18 protein-coding genes, 1 tRNA gene and 1 riboswitch are annotated in these 15,531 nt (G+C 51.5%); of the genes, 10 read left to right on the top strand and 9 right to left on the bottom strand.

Annotated elements, in window-relative coordinates:
- Window positions 1-214 precede the first annotated feature (214 nt).
- The 4 genes from csgD to csgG are packed head-to-tail and all read left to right on the top strand — an operon-like array spanning window position 215 to window position 2,566.
- On the top strand, window positions 215-865 hold the full coding sequence (gene csgD / locus NNO02_RS19770) for a biofilm master transcriptional regulator CsgD (RefSeq protein WP_271455547.1): 651 nt from the start codon (window positions 215-217) through the stop codon (window positions 863-865).
- A gap of 4 nt (window positions 866-869) precedes the next feature.
- Window positions 870-1,268 carry a curli production assembly/transport protein CsgE gene (gene csgE / locus NNO02_RS19765; protein ID WP_271442620.1) on the top strand — a complete coding sequence of 133 codons (399 nt, stop codon included), beginning with the start codon at window positions 870-872 and terminating at the stop codon, window positions 1,266-1,268.
- A 25-nt stretch (window positions 1,269-1,293) separates the two neighbouring features.
- On the top strand, window positions 1,294-1,707 hold the full coding sequence (csgF, locus tag NNO02_RS19760) for a curli production assembly/transport protein CsgF (RefSeq protein WP_005129126.1): 414 nt from the start codon (window positions 1,294-1,296) through the stop codon (window positions 1,705-1,707).
- Between the two features lie 25 nt (window positions 1,708-1,732).
- Window positions 1,733-2,566, top strand: coding sequence for a curli production assembly/transport protein CsgG (gene csgG, locus NNO02_RS19755; RefSeq protein ID WP_005129128.1), 834 nt, complete (start codon window positions 1,733-1,735; stop codon window positions 2,564-2,566).
- 45 nt (window positions 2,567-2,611) lie between these two features.
- Here the strand turns inward: csgG and NNO02_RS19750 are convergent, their stop codons facing one another.
- The 4 genes from NNO02_RS19750 to ghrA all read right to left on the bottom strand — a co-directional run bounded on the left by NNO02_RS19750 (window position 2,612) and on the right by ghrA (window position 5,566).
- Entirely contained in the window at window positions 2,612-3,094 is a 483-nt protein-coding gene (locus NNO02_RS19750; RefSeq protein ID WP_271450548.1) for a DUF1097 domain-containing protein, read from the bottom strand.
- 101 nt (window positions 3,095-3,195) lie between these two features.
- The gene (locus NNO02_RS19745) at window positions 3,196-3,750 is read right to left on the bottom strand and encodes a TorD/DmsD family molecular chaperone (RefSeq protein WP_005129133.1); all 555 of its coding nucleotides are present in this window, start codon (window positions 3,748-3,750) and stop codon (window positions 3,196-3,198) included.
- A 23-nt stretch (window positions 3,751-3,773) separates the two neighbouring features.
- Window positions 3,774-4,511: a phosphatase gene (locus NNO02_RS19740; protein WP_271450547.1), complete on the bottom strand. Its 738-nt coding sequence runs from the start codon at window positions 4,509-4,511 to the stop codon at window positions 3,774-3,776.
- 116 nt (window positions 4,512-4,627) lie between these two features.
- On the bottom strand, window positions 4,628-5,566 hold the full coding sequence (gene ghrA, locus NNO02_RS19735; RefSeq protein ID WP_271455546.1) for a glyoxylate/hydroxypyruvate reductase GhrA: 939 nt from the start codon (window positions 5,564-5,566) through the stop codon (window positions 4,628-4,630).
- A 236-nt stretch (window positions 5,567-5,802) separates the two neighbouring features.
- Here ghrA and NNO02_RS19730 point away from each other — a divergent pair.
- Window positions 5,803-5,890, top strand: a tRNA-Ser gene (locus NNO02_RS19730).
- 463 nt (window positions 5,891-6,353) lie between these two features.
- Window positions 6,354-7,253 (top strand): lipid kinase YegS, encoded by a 900-nt coding sequence (gene yegS / locus NNO02_RS19725; protein WP_271455545.1) that lies wholly within the window; start codon window positions 6,354-6,356, stop codon window positions 7,251-7,253.
- A gap of 21 nt (window positions 7,254-7,274) precedes the next feature.
- Here the strand turns inward: yegS and fbaB are convergent, their stop codons facing one another.
- Complete coding sequence (fbaB, locus tag NNO02_RS19720) at window positions 7,275-8,327, bottom strand: class I fructose-bisphosphate aldolase (RefSeq protein WP_271450544.1); 1,053 nt, start codon at window positions 8,325-8,327, stop codon at window positions 7,275-7,277.
- Window positions 8,328-8,579: 252 nt separating this feature from the next.
- On the opposite strand from fbaB, the gene NNO02_RS19715 reads away from it, so the two are divergent.
- The 3 genes from NNO02_RS19715 to NNO02_RS19705 are packed head-to-tail and all read left to right on the top strand — an operon-like array spanning window position 8,580 to window position 11,820.
- A complete protein-coding gene (locus tag NNO02_RS19715) occupies window positions 8,580-9,857 on the top strand; it encodes a nucleoside permease (protein ID WP_271455544.1) in 1,278 nt (425 codons plus the stop codon).
- Window positions 9,854-10,858 carry an ADP-ribosylglycohydrolase family protein gene (locus NNO02_RS19710; RefSeq protein ID WP_271455543.1) on the top strand — a complete coding sequence of 335 codons (1,005 nt, stop codon included), beginning with the start codon at window positions 9,854-9,856 and terminating at the stop codon, window positions 10,856-10,858. Before NNO02_RS19715 ends, NNO02_RS19710 begins: the two co-directional genes overlap by 4 nt.
- Window positions 10,855-11,820 carry a PfkB family carbohydrate kinase gene (locus NNO02_RS19705; RefSeq protein WP_271455542.1) on the top strand — a complete coding sequence of 322 codons (966 nt, stop codon included), beginning with the start codon at window positions 10,855-10,857 and terminating at the stop codon, window positions 11,818-11,820. Before NNO02_RS19710 ends, NNO02_RS19705 begins: the two co-directional genes overlap by 4 nt.
- On the opposite strand, the gene NNO02_RS19700 is transcribed toward NNO02_RS19705, so the two are convergent.
- From NNO02_RS19700 to thiM, 3 genes are read right to left on the bottom strand one after another with little or no spacing between them, the layout of a single operon-like run.
- Window positions 11,794-12,540, bottom strand: a complete 747-nt coding sequence (locus NNO02_RS19700) for a GntR family transcriptional regulator (protein WP_271450541.1) — start codon at window positions 12,538-12,540, stop codon at window positions 11,794-11,796. The genes NNO02_RS19705 and NNO02_RS19700 overlap by 27 nt on opposite strands.
- A 51-nt stretch (window positions 12,541-12,591) precedes the next feature.
- Window positions 12,592-13,392, bottom strand: a complete 801-nt coding sequence (thiD, locus tag NNO02_RS19695) for a bifunctional hydroxymethylpyrimidine kinase/phosphomethylpyrimidine kinase (RefSeq protein WP_271455541.1) — start codon at window positions 13,390-13,392, stop codon at window positions 12,592-12,594.
- Entirely contained in the window at window positions 13,389-14,177 is a 789-nt protein-coding gene (gene thiM, locus NNO02_RS19690; protein ID WP_271455540.1) for a hydroxyethylthiazole kinase, read from the bottom strand. The genes thiD and thiM overlap by 4 nt, the downstream gene beginning before the upstream one ends.
- A gap of 31 nt (window positions 14,178-14,208) precedes the next feature.
- Window positions 14,209-14,304, bottom strand: a riboswitch (TPP riboswitch).
- A 235-nt stretch (window positions 14,305-14,539) separates the two neighbouring features.
- On the opposite strand from thiM, the gene NNO02_RS19685 reads away from it, so the two are divergent.
- A complete protein-coding gene (locus NNO02_RS19685) occupies window positions 14,540-14,872 on the top strand; it encodes an RcnB family protein (protein WP_003834436.1) in 333 nt (110 codons plus the stop codon).
- A 56-nt stretch (window positions 14,873-14,928) separates the two neighbouring features.
- Here NNO02_RS19685 and NNO02_RS19680 read toward each other — a convergent pair.
- Window positions 14,929-15,531 (bottom strand): fimbrial protein (locus tag NNO02_RS19680; RefSeq protein WP_442867920.1); only part of this gene is annotated, 603 nt, incomplete at its 5' end.

Genomic DNA, 15,531 nt, shown 5'->3' with positions numbered 1-15,531 from the left:
ATATAATTTTACATCTTGTTACATGTTTAACACTTGCTTTAAGATTTGTAATAGCTAGATTGAAATCAGTTGAAGTCCATTTGTTTTAATATTTTCACCCCTTTGGGTCGATATTTTATTTCTACGCAGCAGTGCAACATCTGTCAGTACTTCTGGTGCCTCTATTTTAGTAGAGACAGCTGTCAGGTGTGCGACTAAAAAGTGGAGTTTCATCATGTTTAATGAAGTCCATAGCATTCATGGTCATACATTATTGTTGATCACGAAACCTTCTTTGCAGGCAACTGCATTATTACAACATTTAAAACAATCACTGGTGCTAACCGGAAAACTACATAATATTCAACGTTCTCTGGATGATATTTCCTCCAGCTGCATTGTTTTACTGGATATGATGGAGGCAGATAAAAAACTGATCCATTACTGGCAAGATAATTTGAGCAGAAAAAACAACAATATAAAGACGTTATTGTTGAACACTCCTGATGACTACCCTTATCGGGATATCGAAAACTGGCCACATATCAATGGCGTGTTTTACGCAACTGAAGACGAACAGCGTGTCGTTAGCGGCTTGCAGGGTGTCTTACGCGGTGAATGTTACTTCACGCAAAAGCTTGCCAGTTATCTGATCACGCATTCTGGAAATTATCGTTATAACAGCACGGAGTCGGCGTTACTGACACACCGTGAAAAAGAAATACTTAATAAATTGCGTATCGGCGCCTCAAATATTGAAATCGCTCGCTCACTATTTATCAGTGAAAATACGGTAAAAACACATCTTTATAATCTTTTCAAAAAGATAGCTGTTAAAAATCGTACGCAGGCGGTCTCATGGGCCAATGATAACCTCAGGCGATAAAGCCATGAAACGCTATCTGACCTGGATTGTGGCAGCAAATTTATTCTTTGCTGTCGGGAATCTGCACGCGGCTACCAGCGTAGAGGTGGAGGTTCCCGGACTGTTAACTGATCACACTGTCTCTTCAATCGGGCATGATTTTTATCGTGCATTTAGTGACAAGTGGGAAAGTGAGTACACAGGAAATTTAACTATCAATGAAAGACCCAGTGCGCGTTGGGGAAGTTGGATCACCATAACGGTCAATCAGGACGTTATCTTCCAGACTTTTTTATTCCCCACGAAAAGAGACTTCGACAAAATTGTCGTCTTCGCATTGGCACAAACTGAGGAAGCATTAAATCGCCGGCAAATAGATCAAACACTATTAAGCACGAGCGATTTAGCGCGCGATGAATTCTAAAACATGATTTTGTCCGGAGGCTTTCATGCGTGTCAAACATGCAGTGGTTTTGCTCATGCTAATTTCACCATTAAGTTGGGCCGGAAACATGACGTTCCAGTTCCGAAACCCAAACTTTGGTGGCAACCCGAATAACGGGGCTTTTTTGTTGAACAGCGCTCAGGCGCAGAACTCCTATAAAGATCCGAGCTATAGCGATTACGGAATTGAAACCCCGTCAGCGCTGGATAACTTTACTCAGGCGATTCAGTCACAAATTCTCGGCGGCCTGCTCACCAACATTAATACCGGTAAGCCGGGAAGAATGGTGACCAATGATTTTATCATTGATATCGCTAACCGTGACGGGCAGCTGCAATTGAATGTTACCGACAGGAAATCGGGAAAAACATCGACGATCGAAGTGTCGGGTTTACAAACACAGTCAACCGATTTCTAAGCCATAGCCACGAAAGGAAAAAATCATGCAGCGCTTACTTATAATGGTTGCAGTATTTTTACTCAGCGGATGCTTAACGTCCCCACCGCAAGAAGCCGCTAAACCGACATTAATGCCTCGCGCCCAAAGTTACAAAGACTTGACGCATCTCCCGATGCCTACGGGTAAAATCTTTGTATCGGTTTACAATATCCAGGATGAAACGGGTCAGTTTAAACCTTATCCGGCAAGTAACTTCTCCACTGCCGTACCGCAAAGTGCCACGGCAATGTTGGTTACCGCACTGAAAGATTCGCGTTGGTTCATCCCGCTGGAGCGTCAGGGATTACAGAACTTACTGAACGAACGGAAAATCATCCGTGCGGCACAGGAAAACGGCACGGTTGCCATTAACAACCGAATTCCGCTGCAATCATTAACCGCGGCTAACGTAATGGTTGAAGGTTCAATCATCGGCTATGAAAGCAACGTTAAATCAGGTGGTGTCGGCGCGCGTTATTTCGGTATTGGTGCAGATACGCAATACCAACTCGATCAGATTGCGGTAAACCTGCGTGTGGTTAACGTCAGTACCGGTGAGATCCTTTCTTCGGTCAACACCAGTAAAACCATCCTGTCTTATGAAGTGCAGGCAGGGGTATTCCGTTTCATTGACTACCAACGGCTTCTGGAAGGGGAAATTGGTTATACCTCTAACGAACCGGTCATGCTTTGCCTGATGTCAGCCATTGAAACTGGCGTTATCTTCCTGATAAATGACGGTATCGATCGCGGCTTGTGGGATTTGCAGGATAAGAAACAAGTTGATAACGACATTCTGGTCAAATACCGCCATATGTCGGTACCTCCAGAGTCCTGATAATAAACCGAGAGAAAAAAGCGTGAGGGAAGCCTCACGCTTTTTTTATTTACTGGTCAGTGTGGATGAAGCCGGGTTTTCGCGACGTGATGCCAGCCACAGCCCACTGTTTTTCATCGCATAACCAAACACCAAGCCCAGCCCCAGAGAAGGCAGAACCAACTGCCAGTCTCCCTGCCCTGCAAATGTTGCACATGCCCCCATAAATGTGCCCGGGACAAATGAAAGCAACCATTGCTTTGCCTGGATACACATCATAAATGCGACAATTCCCGTTATGACATAACCAAGGATGTCCATATGCGGAGCAAGTGCACTACCATTAATAATCACCAACGCCCACACCACGCCGCTTAGCAGCGTACACGCCGAGATCCACAGCCCTTTCAGTCCACCTTGCGGGCAGGCAAAATAAGCCGTACAGCCCAGGAAGCCAGCCCAACTGAGTAAACCAAGAGAAACGGCCACCCATCCCCAGAGTCCGGAGAGAATGCCCGTTGTGATTGCAATAGAGAGAAGTATGTTCATGCCGCGCATCTTAGCAGAAAAACGGCATAGTAATGAGATCGTGCACACAATTTATGCAAGATGATAAATTGCGTTGCAGTATATAGTGATCTAAATCACATTTATTCGTCGGTATCTTCCTGCAATTCGTCCCACATTGCGCTAATGGCATCGCGCGTCAGCGGTGCCATAGTTCGCCAGAAAGCGGTATTCGCATGCGCCTCAACTTTACCAAGGAACGTGTCGCACCAGGGAAGCAGGTAGTCAACAAACAAGGTTTCCAGTGCTTCACTCTCATCTTCTGCTGACTGGTCTTCAAGCCAGGATGCCGCCAGCAACAAGGTACCAATATGATCGGCTGGTGTATCCGCCAGCGGCATTCCACGTGCTGAAAGGAATGCACGAACATCTGCTTCCTTCGCCCCTTCTACCCAAGCGCTACGATAAGGCGGCACGGAACACTCTTTCCCAACAAACAGCGCGTTGTAATCTGCAGCAAGCTGGGGCATATCACAGCTTTTCTGCAAACGGGCCAACAGCTCATCCTGTTCCAGTGGCCAGTTAGCAGACAGTTTACCTTCGCTAATCAGGGTAAACAGGGGAACCAGTAAAGGGTCCTGCGGTTGGCGGTAAAACAGCGAGCCCAGTACACGGCACAGGATAGAAAACTCGTTCATTGATATATTCCAGTTAGTAACAATTAAAGTTCAGCAAATTCCGCGATAGGCTCCATGCCCCGCGATTCCAGAAACGTCAACAAGCGTTTTGGTGAAACGTTCAGAATTCGGTCTTCCGGGAAGCCCACATCATCCAGAATCTTACGGCATTCACCGAACTCTCCCAACGTAAATGCGGTATGGGAATCTGAACCCAGGGCAACCCAGCCACCAGCGTCACGTACTGCAGCAGCGACAGCGCGACAGTTATCTTCACTGCCCTTACGCGAATGCAAAAATGAGGAATTATTGATTTCCAGTGCGACCTGATATTTTGCCGCCGCCTGTGCAATTGCGGTGATATCGACGGGATATTTGGGATTTCCTGGGTGGCTGATAATATGTACATTGCCACTCGCCATCGTGGCGATCATCGCCTGAGTATTGGTTTCTTTATCGTGAGGGGCAAAAACCGGCTCATGGAAGCCCGCAATAATCAAATCAAGTGAGTCAAACATCGGCCCTGAACAGTCGATCTCACCTTCAATATTCTTAATGTTTGCTTCTATCCCGCGCAGGATCCCCACGCCGTTCACCACGCGCGGCCAAATACGCATGTTAATAAAATGCCAGTGGTGTGGCGCATCCGCCATGTCCGGTCCATGATCGGTGATGGCAAACAGTTTGATACCTTTGCGATGGGCTTCAGCGATATAATCACTCAAAGTGCTGTAAGCGTGGGTGCTGGCAACGGTATGCATATGCAGGTCAACGGGATACATAACTCTCTCCTGTAGTCGTTTTCCGTCAAGGATAGCAGGTATCGCCGCCTTTAATACCCTAAATAATTCGGGGTGTATTGAGTCGAAACCCGGCGCGGGCCGGGTTGATATTGATATCAATAGCCCCGAACGCGATCGACCTGACCGGTAACCGCTTTTCCACTTTCCAGGTTCAGGATGGTACGAGAGATATAATCCACCGCTTCCGCCGGGCGCGTTACCGCTGCAATGTGCGGCGTCATAGCCACACGCGGGTGTTTCCACAATGGGCTGTCTTCGGGTAGCGGTTCTCGGCTATAGACATCCAGCATCGCACCTTTCAGTTTTCCGCTATCCAACGATGCCAGAAGATCGTCTTCATTGAGATGAACGCCACGCGCCAGGTTAAGCACATAGGCGCCATCCTGTAATTGATTCAACAGCCCGGCATTAATAATGCCCACCGTTTCTGCCGTATTGGGCAGAAGATTAATCAGCACACGCGTCTGGCTTAAAAACGCACTCAACTCTTCGGTGCCTGCAAAACTTTCCACACCAGGCCAAGATTTATGAGTACGGCTCCAACAGCGTAACGGGAAGCCCCATGCCTGCAGACTCTCTGCCACTTTAGCCCCTAATACACCAGCCCCCATGATTCCGATGGTAAATTCATCACGGGTAAACTCTTGCAACGGCTGCCACTTCGCCTGGGTTTTTAATGCCTGATAGTCATCAAAGCGGCGGAACCAGTGCAACACCTGACTCACCGCATACTCCTGCATTTGCAGACCCATACCGGTATCTTCCAGACGGAAAAGTGGAATCGAGGTATCCAGCATCTCCGGGTGCGCTTTTAGCTTACTGAGGATGGAGTCCACTCCGGCTCCTAATGCAAAGACGGCTTTCAATTTTCGTCCTGCCAGCATTTCAACCGGCGGATGCCAGACCAGCGCATAGTCGGCATGGGCGTTATCACCCGCTTTCCACTCGCGAACGTTAGCGCCAGGGATGGCTTTCGCCAGCGCCTTTAACCACCAGGCCGTATCAAATGTAGGGTGATAGAAAATTATTTCCATATTGTCTCCTGAATATTGTTATGCGGAACGTTCTCGCACTTATTATCATCATTTTCCGAGGGAATATCAGATTAGCAAATTTTAGGATGCTGGCAAAAAAAACAATTCCCGCTCATTTAAGCCCCATGTTGCTTGAAGTTTGTGTAAATGCACGTTTTTTTGAAAAAGTAGATTGACGCCGGGGCGGTATTTCCCCTACATTAGCGCCCGTTCCAGCAGTACAGGAACAACAATATGGTGAGGTGTCCGAGTGGCTGAAGGAGCACGCCTGGAAAGTGTGTATACGGCAACGTATCGGGGGTTCGAATCCCCCCCTCACCGCCATATTCGAGAAAGAGCTCGTACGCAAGTACGGGCTTTTTTTTCGCATGTTGCACATCTCCGGGGGGATGAGAAACCCCCGACCGGGGTTCGACTACTGGCGCAGCCAGTTGGACAGACCGGGAGCGCAGCGAACGGGCTGCCCCAAAGGGGCGAGCGAAGCGAGTCAATCCCCCCCTCACCGCCATATTCGAGAAAGAGCTCGTACGCAAGTACGGGCTTTTTTTTCGCATGCACATCTGCGAGGGGGATGAGAACCCCCCGACCGGGTTCGACTACTGGCGCAGCCAGTTGGACAGACCGGGAGCGCAGCGAACGGGCTGCCCCGCAGGGGCAAGCAAAGCGAGTCAATCCCCCCCATATCTCCCTCAGAACCCGTCTATGGGTCTTCGCTTTCAGTCAGTTCCTACGCCATAAACGCATTCCTGACATACACTAGTTAAAACGATAAAAGTGAGGTAACAGGATGATAGCATTCCCGGCCAGCTTACTGATCCTGAATGGGAAAAGTGCTGATAACCTTCCCCTGCGTGACGCTATTGCTCAACTTCGCAACGAAAGTGTCGAAATCCATGTTCGCGTGACCTGGGAAAAAGGTGACGCGCAACGTTACGTTGATGAAGCGCTACGATTGGGCGTGGCAACGGTGATTGCCGGCGGTGGTGACGGTACCATCAACGAAGTATCCACAGCGCTGATCCACTGCCAGGGGGAGAATGTTCCCGCACTCGGGATTTTGCCATTGGGAACGGCAAATGATTTTGCTACCAGCGTTGGCATTCCTGAAGCGCTGGACAAGGCATTAAAGCTGGCTATTGCCGGGAACTCGGTAGAGATTGATATGGCGCAGGTCAACGATAAAACCTGCTTTATCAATATGGCGACCGGAGGGTTCGGTACGCGGATCACCAGCGAAACACCGGAGAAACTCAAAGCCGCCCTGGGCGGTGTGTCGTACTTTATTCACGGGTTAATGCGCATGGATACGCTGAAGCCAGACAGCTGTGAAATTCGTGGCGAAAACTTTCACTGGCAGGGGGATGCGCTGGTGATTGGCATTGGCAATGGGCGTCAGGCCGGTGGCGGACAACAACTTTGCCCGACAGCGTTCATTAATGACGGTCTGCTGCAACTGCGAATCTTTACCGGTGAGGAACTGATTCCGGCACTGCTATCGGCGATAACTCAGTCCGAAGACAATCCGAATATCATCGATGGCGCATCATCATGGTTTGATATCCGTGCGCCACATGAAATTACCTTCAATCTGGATGGTGAACCGCTCAGCGGGCAAGAGTTTCATGTTGAAATCCTGCCCGCAGCCCTGCGTTGCAGGCTACCGCCGGGTTGCCCATTATTGCGCTAATCCGACGGTACTCTACTGACATCAGGCAATCGTGACTTTGTTATCCAGATAAACATCCTGCACGGCGTTAATCAGCTTCACGCCGTCAGCCATGGTTTTCTTGAACGCTTTACGTCCAAGAATTAACCCCATACCACCGGCTCGTTTATTAATCACCGCTGTACGCACCGCATCGCTGAGATCGGTTTCTCCACCAGCCGCACCCCCGGAGTTAATGAGTCCGGCGCGTCCCATATAGCAGTTCGCCAGTTGATAACGCACCAGATCAATCGGGTTATCACTGGTCAGCTTGGTATAGACACGATCATCGGTGTAGCCGAAGTTAACCGCTTTATACCCGCCGTTATTCTCTGCCATTTTCTGTTTAACGATATCCGCGCCGATAGTCGCCGCCAGATGGTTTGCCTGCCCGGTCAAATCAGCCGAAACATGATAATCCACACCGTCTTTCTTAAACGCAGAGTTGCGCAAATAGGCCCAAAGTACCGTCACCATGCCCAACTCATGGGCGCGCTCAAACGCTGCTGAAATCTCTTCAATCTGGCGGCGAGATTCCTCAGAACCGAAATATATGGTTGCCCCTACCGCAACCGCACCCATATTGAACGCCTGCTCTACGCTGGCATACAGCGTCTGGTCAAAGGTATTCGGATAGCTGAGCGTTTCATTGTGGTTAATTTTAACGAGGAACGGGATACGGTGTGCGTAGCGGCGGGAGACAGAAGCCAGCACACCGTAAGTCGATGCCACGCAGTTGCACCCTGCTTCGATAGCCAACTCCACAATATTCTTCGGATCAAAGTACAGCGGGTTAGCGGCAAACGAAGCCCCAGCAGAATGCTCTACCCCCTGATCCACCGGTAGGATCGACAGATACCCTGTCCCGGCAAGTCGCCCCGTGTTATACAGCGTCTGCATATTACGCAGCACGGCGGGTGGACGGTTATTGTCAACCATCACGCGGTCGACGTAATCATGTCCTGGTAGGTAAAGTTGGTCAGAAGGAATGGTCATACAACGATGCTGTAAGAGGTTGTCGGCATCTTTGCCAAGCAACTGCGCAATATCAGTCATAGCTATGCTCCCGTAAGTTCCGATTTGATATCGGAAGTGGATTGTCCTGACCCGCCTGGTTGCGGGCAGCAATAAGCCTGGTACTGACTGCGTATTTTTTCCATCTTTAGCGCACTTTTCAGCGATTTCCGCTGGCTCGATTCAGGCATCAAAAAATGATACAGCGGTCAAACTTAGACCACAAAGGTATTTAAAAGGTATTATCAGATGGTACTATCCAGCCGTACCTTACCTGTCATGAAGGATTTAAAGATGAAAACTACAGTTAAGCTGTCGTTCATGATGTTTGTGGAGTGGTTTATCTGGGGCGCCTGGTTTGTGCCGCTTTGGCTCTGGCTGAGTAAAAGCGGCTTTAGCGCCGGGGAGATCGGCTGGTCCTATGCCTGTACCGCCATTGCGGCGATCCTGTCGCCCATTCTGGTCGGTTCGATCACTGACCGCTTTTTCTCCGCGCAAAAAGTGCTGGCGGTGTTGATGTTCGTCGGCGCTATTCTGATGTACTTCGCCGCCCAGCAAACCACCTTCAGCGGATTCTTCCCGCTGTTACTGGCCTATTCGTTGACCTATATGCCGACGATTGCGCTGACCAACAGTATCGCCTTCGCCAACGTCCCGGATGTCGAACGTGATTTTCCACGCATTCGCGTAATGGGCACGATCGGCTGGATTGCATCCGGCCTGGCTTGTGGGTTCTTACCGCAAATGCTCGGCTATAACGACATTTCACCGACCAACATTCCGCTGCTCATTACAGCCGCAAGTTCAGCATTACTGGGCATCTTTGCTTTCTTTTTACCGGATACGCCGCCGAAAAGTACCGGCAAGATGGATTTCAAAGTCATGCTGGGTCTGGATGCGCTGATCCTGCTGCGTGATAAGAACTTCCTGGTCTTTTTCTTCTGCTCTTTTCTGTTCGCCATGCCGCTGGCGTTCTATTACATCTTCGCCAACGGCTACCTGACAGAAGTTGGGATGAAAAATGCGACCGGCTGGATGACGCTGGGCCAGTTCTCTGAAATTTTCTTCATGCTGGCACTGCCGTTCTTCACCAAACGCTTTGGCATTAAAAAGGTATTGTTGCTTGGTCTTATCACTGCCGCGATCCGTTACGGATTTTTTGTTTACGGCGGCGCGGAAGAATATTTCACCTACGCCCTGCTATTTCTCGGCATTCTGCTACATGGCGTTAGCTACGATTTCTACTACGTTACGGCCTACATCTATGTCGATAAAAAAGCGCCTGTGCACATGCGCACCGCTGCGCAGGGGTTAATCACGCTCTGCTGTCAGGGATTCGGCAGCCTGCTCGGCTACCGCCTGGGTGGGGTGATGATGGAGAAAATGTTTGCTTATAAAGAGCCGGTTAATGGCCTCACCTTTAACTGGGCTGGCATGTGGGGATTTGGCGCGATCATGATTGCCGTCATCGCCGTGCTGTTTATGATTTTCTTTCGCGAGTCAGACAAAGAAATCACCGCCATTAAGGTGGACGACCGCGATATCGCATTGCAACAAGGGGAAGTTAAATGAAAGCAGAACGTATTCTCGGTGCTCTTTATGGGCAGGCGTTAGGGGATGCGATGGGTATGCCGTCGGAACTGTGGCCACGAACCCGGGTAAAAGCTCACTTCGGTTGGATCGACCGTTTTTTGCCTGGTCCTGCGGAAAATAATGCCGCCTGCTATTTCAACCAGGCGGAGTTCACTGATGACACCTCCATGGCGCTGTGTCTGGCCGATGCCCTGCTCGAGTGCAACGGAGAGATTGTTCCGGACGTTATTGGCCGCAATATCCTCGCCTGGGCTGAACGTTTTGATGCTTTCAATAAAAACGTGCTGGGGCCCACCTCAAAGATTGCGCTCAACGCCATCCGCGACGGTAAGTCTGTTGCTGAGCTGGAAAACAACGGTGTCACCAATGGGGCTGCTATGCGTGTGTCGCCGTTGGGATGCCTGCTACCGACAGGGAATCTTGATGCGTTTATTGACGACATCGCGCTGGCCTCCAGCCCGACACATAAGTCGGATTTAGCGATTGCGGGCGCGGTGGTCATCGCCTGGGCGGTGTCTCGTGCTATCGACGGAAGAACATGGCCTGAGATTGTCGGGGCACTTCCCGCGATTGCCCTCCACGCTCAGCAAAAACGGATCACTACGTTTAGCGCATCGCTTGCAGCCCGCCTCGAACTGGCATTGAAAATCGTTCGCGAGGCCAACGGTGCGGAATCTGCCAGCGAGCAGCTGTATCAGGTGATTGGCGCCGGGACCAGCACCATCGAATCCGTGCCCTGCGCCATCGCGATGGTCGAACTGGCACAAACCGATCCTAACCGCTGTGCCGTACTGTGTGCGAACCTCGGCGGCGACACTGACACCATCGGGGCAATGGCAACCGCTATTTGTGGTGCGCTACACGGCGTAAGCGCGATTAATCCGACGTTAAAACAGGAACTGGATGCGGTGAATAAGCTCGATTTCACCCGCTATGCCAGTGCGCTAGTGCGACTGCGCGAGCAACGGGAGGCGCTATGAGTGCTACGCGTCTGCAAATGCTTCTCCCACAGTTGCACAGCCAGCAACCGGTAACGGTAGTCGGTGCGGCGGTTATTGATGTGATTGCCGATGCGTATGCACTTCCCTGGCGCGGCTGTGATATTGAGCTTAAGCAGCAGGGCGTGAACGTGGGCGGTTGTGCGCTCAACATTGCCGTCGCTCTGAAGCGTCTGGGCATCGAGGCCAGTAATGCTTTACCGCTGGGTCAGGGCGTGTGGGCCGATATAATCCGCAACCGTATGGCGAAAGAAGGATTGCACAGCCTGATCGACAATGCCGAAGGCGATAACGGCTGGTGTCTGGCATTGGTAGAGCCGGACGGTGAACGCACATTTATGTCCTTTAGCGGCGTCGAAAATCAGTGGAATGCTGACTGGCTGGCACAGCTGAATATCCCGCACGAGAGTTACGTCTACCTTTCCGGCTATCAGTTGGCCTCACCCTGTGGTGAATTGCTGGTACGGTGGCTGGAGAGTCTTACGACGGCTACACCATTCATCGATTTTGGTCCGCGAATTGGTGATATTCCCGATGCTCTGATGGCGCGGATCATGGCCTGCCGCCCGTTGGTGTCACTTAATCGTCAGGAGGCGGAAATTGCCGCCGAGCGGTTTGCATTAAGCCATGATGTAGAAGGTTTTGGCGCAGAATGGGTACAACGCTTCGCCGCGCCGGTAGTGGTACGTCACGATAAAGATGGGGCATGGTATTTTACTGAGCATTCATCCGGTTGCGTGCCCGCCTTTCCGACCACAGTCGTTGATACCATCGGTGCGGGAGACAGTCACGCAGGCGGTATGCTGGCCGGGCTGGCATCGGGCTGGTCGCTGGGCGATGCCGTCCTGCTTGGCAATGCGGTAGCATCCTGGGTGGTGGGTCACCGCGGCGGTGACTGCGCCCCCTCACGCGAGGCGTTACTCCTCGCACACAAAGACGTATAGGTCGCTTCGACAGTAACTGATACTGTATTCAATAGGCCGTTGCTGCTGGTCAAGCGCTACCTGCTTGATCACCAGTACCGGTACTTTGCTGTCCATCTGGATATGGGACTGGAACTCTGCGTCCGGCATCCGCGCACTGACGCGTGAGCGTGTACGCTGTGGAAAGATATGCTGGCTGCGTAAATACTCGTACAGTGAAACGCCAATGGCATCCACGTCATGGATAAGATGGGCGGGTACCCATGATTCTTCAATAGACACAGCATCTTCATCAACATAGCGAATGCGCTTAAGCAGGAAGACCTCGCTGCCGACAGCAATAGCTAACTGCTGAGCCACTTCTTCCGGGCAGGGCACCACGCGTTTATTCACCCACAGCGTATCCGGCTTTTTACCGCGCAACACCACCTGTTGTGAAAAACCGCGCGCTTCTTTGAGCGAATACTCGAAGATGTTATTGATTTGCGTCCCGTAGCCACGCGCACGCGTCACCACCCCCTCTTCTTCCAGCGCCTGCATCGCTTTTCGCACCGTAATGCGTGAAACGCCAGTCAACTGGCTGAGGTCGCGCTCGCCAGGCAGGATATTACCATGCTCCAGGATCCCACTGCGCACAGCGTTCTTAACCGTTTGAGCGAATTTCATATACAGCGGCGTGTTGTCCGCCGCTGAAATACGTTCATTCAGTTGCGCGATAAGCTGGGTATGCGCTTGTTCCATTTATCTTTTTCCTGGCAGCCGTTTCTGTAGCCAGTATACCATTTCTGCTCATCACCACCACGCGTGGAAATGATGCACCGGGCCAATCCCCTCGCCCACTTCCAGCGTATCCGCCTTCGCCAGCGCCGCAGAGAGCCACAACTTAGCCTCCTGTACCGTATCAGCCCAGTTAACATGACGTGGACGCAGTGCCGCCAGCGCCGCCGACAGCGTACAACCTGTTCCGTGCGTATTTTTGGTCACTACCCTTGGCGCGGTGAAACGCTGTTCGCCATCACGGGTAAAGAGCCAGTCAGGGCTTTGCGCATCATCCAGATGCCCCCCTTTCATTAACACCGCCTCACAGCCCAGCGCCCGCAGCGCCCGCCCCTGCTCTAACATTTCCTGCTCCGTTCGGGCATGCGATGCCCCGAGCAGCGCCGCCGCCTCCGGCAGATTAGGGGTAATAATCGACACTTGCGGTAACAGACGGGTACGCAGCGTTTCAACGGCAGAGGAAGACAACAGCGGATCGCCGCTTTTTGCCAGCATTACCGTATCCAGTACGACGTTTTGTACCCGGTGACGCTGTAAACGTTCGGCAACGGCTTCGACAATATCGGTTTCTGCCAGCATGCCGATTTTGGTGGTATCGATGCGCACATCGCTGAACACCGAGTCCAGTTGCGCCGCCACAAAATCGGGTTCAATCCGGTATACCGACTGTACTCCGCGCGTATTTTGCGCCACCAGTGCCGTGATGACTGAACAACCATAAGTGCCGAGTGCCGAAAATGTTTTTAAGTCGGCCTGAATTCCTGCGCCACCGCTCGGATCGGTTCCGGCAATGGTTAAGGCGTTAATCCGTTTCATGCTTGCTCCTGGGCGTTCAGGTTATAGAGGGCGTCGAGAAATGCCGGGACAAAACTGCCCGGTCCGGTCGATTGTTGCGTGGCAATTTGTCCGGCCTGTTTCATCCAGCTACAGGCGGAGGCGACGTTATCAAGCCGGTCACCGGGCAGTGCGCAACTGGCGGCGACTACCGCTGACAGTGCGCATCCGGTGCCCACTACCCGCGTCATCAGCGGATCGCCACCATGAATACCCACCGTCCGCTGACCATCAGTGACATAATCCACTTCGCCGGTAACCACGACAATGGTCCCAATCTGACGAGCCAGCGCCTTCGCTGCGGGAAGCGCAGCCAATGCGGTGTCGGTGGTATCCACCCCACGCCCACCGGCGTTCATCCCAGCCAGGGCGAGTATTTCTGACGCGTTGCCACGAATCGCAGCCGGGCGCAGCGCAAGTATGTCCAGACAAAAGCGACGACGAAAATCCAGTGCGCCAACGGCAACAGGATCCAGCGTCCAGGGGGTTTTCGCCTGCTGCGCCTGCTCAACGGCGGCACGCATCGCCGTGGCCCGTTCCCGAGTTAAGGTGCCGACATTAACCAGCAATGCACTGGCAATAGCGGCGAATTGGCTAGCTTCTTCAGGCTCGATCACCATCGCAGGCGATGCGCCCAGCGCCAGTAACGTATTGGCAGTAAAGCTTTGCACGACCTCATTGGTCATACAGTGTGTGAGCGGGGATAAGGTTCTAAATTGGTGCAAAATGTGAGCCGCGAGCGCGCGGCTGTGCAGGTCAGGCTGCATGGTTCAGCTCCTGCCCGCGCGAAGAAGGGACACGAGCAGTGTCAGACTTCCCTACGCTGGCATTATCCAGATCAGGTGGTACGGGTATTTCTCAGCCTTCACCAGAAGGGCACCCCGAGTCGTTGAAACACAAATATGATATTCAGGTTTCGGCAACAGGATACTGCCTGCGATTAACGATGTAAATTGGTGCGGAACAGGCTTTGGCGGTGAAACCGCTGGGTCACGGTTGCCGGATTTCTGCACTTTCATTTACACTTTTTACGAAATGACTGGAGTAATCACAAAATAGTGCTTGTCAGATGTCCTGTTAGCCAGGAATCATACAGGGCTAATTTTGATGACCCGAAGAGGTAGAGAGGATGGGTATGAAGAATAAAATGTTGCTGGGTGCACTTCTGCTTGCAAGCAGCGTCGTCTGGGCCGCACCAGCTGCAACAGCTGCCCCCACCGGTATCGATAAGTATGAACTGAGCAGCTTTATTGCTGACTTCACCCATTTCAAACCCGGTGACAAGGTTCCACCACTGTATCTCACCGAAGAATACACCATTAAACAGTGGAATCTGCGCAACCTGCCCGCGCCGACGGCAGGCACCCACTGGACCTACATGGGCGGCGCGTATGTGCTGGTCAACGATGCCGATGCTAAGATCATTAAAGCCTACGACGGCGAGATTTTTTATCACCGGTGAAAAAAACGCACCCAGTATGTTATTGGGTGCGTAAGCTTCATGCCGAACTTCTCTTTTTAGTTGTAATCTACAACGACTTTTACCCGACTCATTGTCTCCCCAGCGGTGACTTTGCCTGCATACGTTCTGGTACGAGCATAGATATTAATCGGCACTATATTCCCTGTCACAGCATCAGATTGATACAGGTTACTCCTGCCATACCCAATACTGGTCGAACCATTCATTGATAACTGAAATCCTACCGACCCTGCGCTATTTGCCGCTGTACCGTAGTCATTGGTCAGGGTCATCGAATCCTCCGCCAACGGACTCATCGGTTCAAAGTAAAATAACAGATTATCAGGTGTAAATTTTAGACTCCCGGCCCCGCTTGCCTGGCAGGTGAATTTTACCGGATGAAGTTCAAATGCTTTCTTATCCAGATCATTAATATTTATCACCCCCAGATCAATTTCCTGATTACCAAAATAGCAGGTTGTGATATCGACCATAATCGTGACATTTAGATTATAATTGAATTTTTTAAAACTACAGTTTTTCTCATTTCCCTGACAGTACTCAAGATTCAGCTCAGTAACGAGGGGGATCGTTGCACCAGGGGCGATAATCGTTGCCGCCCCAGGGTCTGATGCCTCAACAATGGAATAATTCAGTGC

Source organism: Citrobacter sp. Awk 2, assembly GCF_028069815.1.
GTDB lineage: Bacteria > Pseudomonadota > Gammaproteobacteria > Enterobacterales > Enterobacteriaceae > Citrobacter.
The sequence above is the reverse complement of the archived record's forward strand: the minus strand, read 5'-3'. Positions and strand labels throughout refer to the sequence as shown.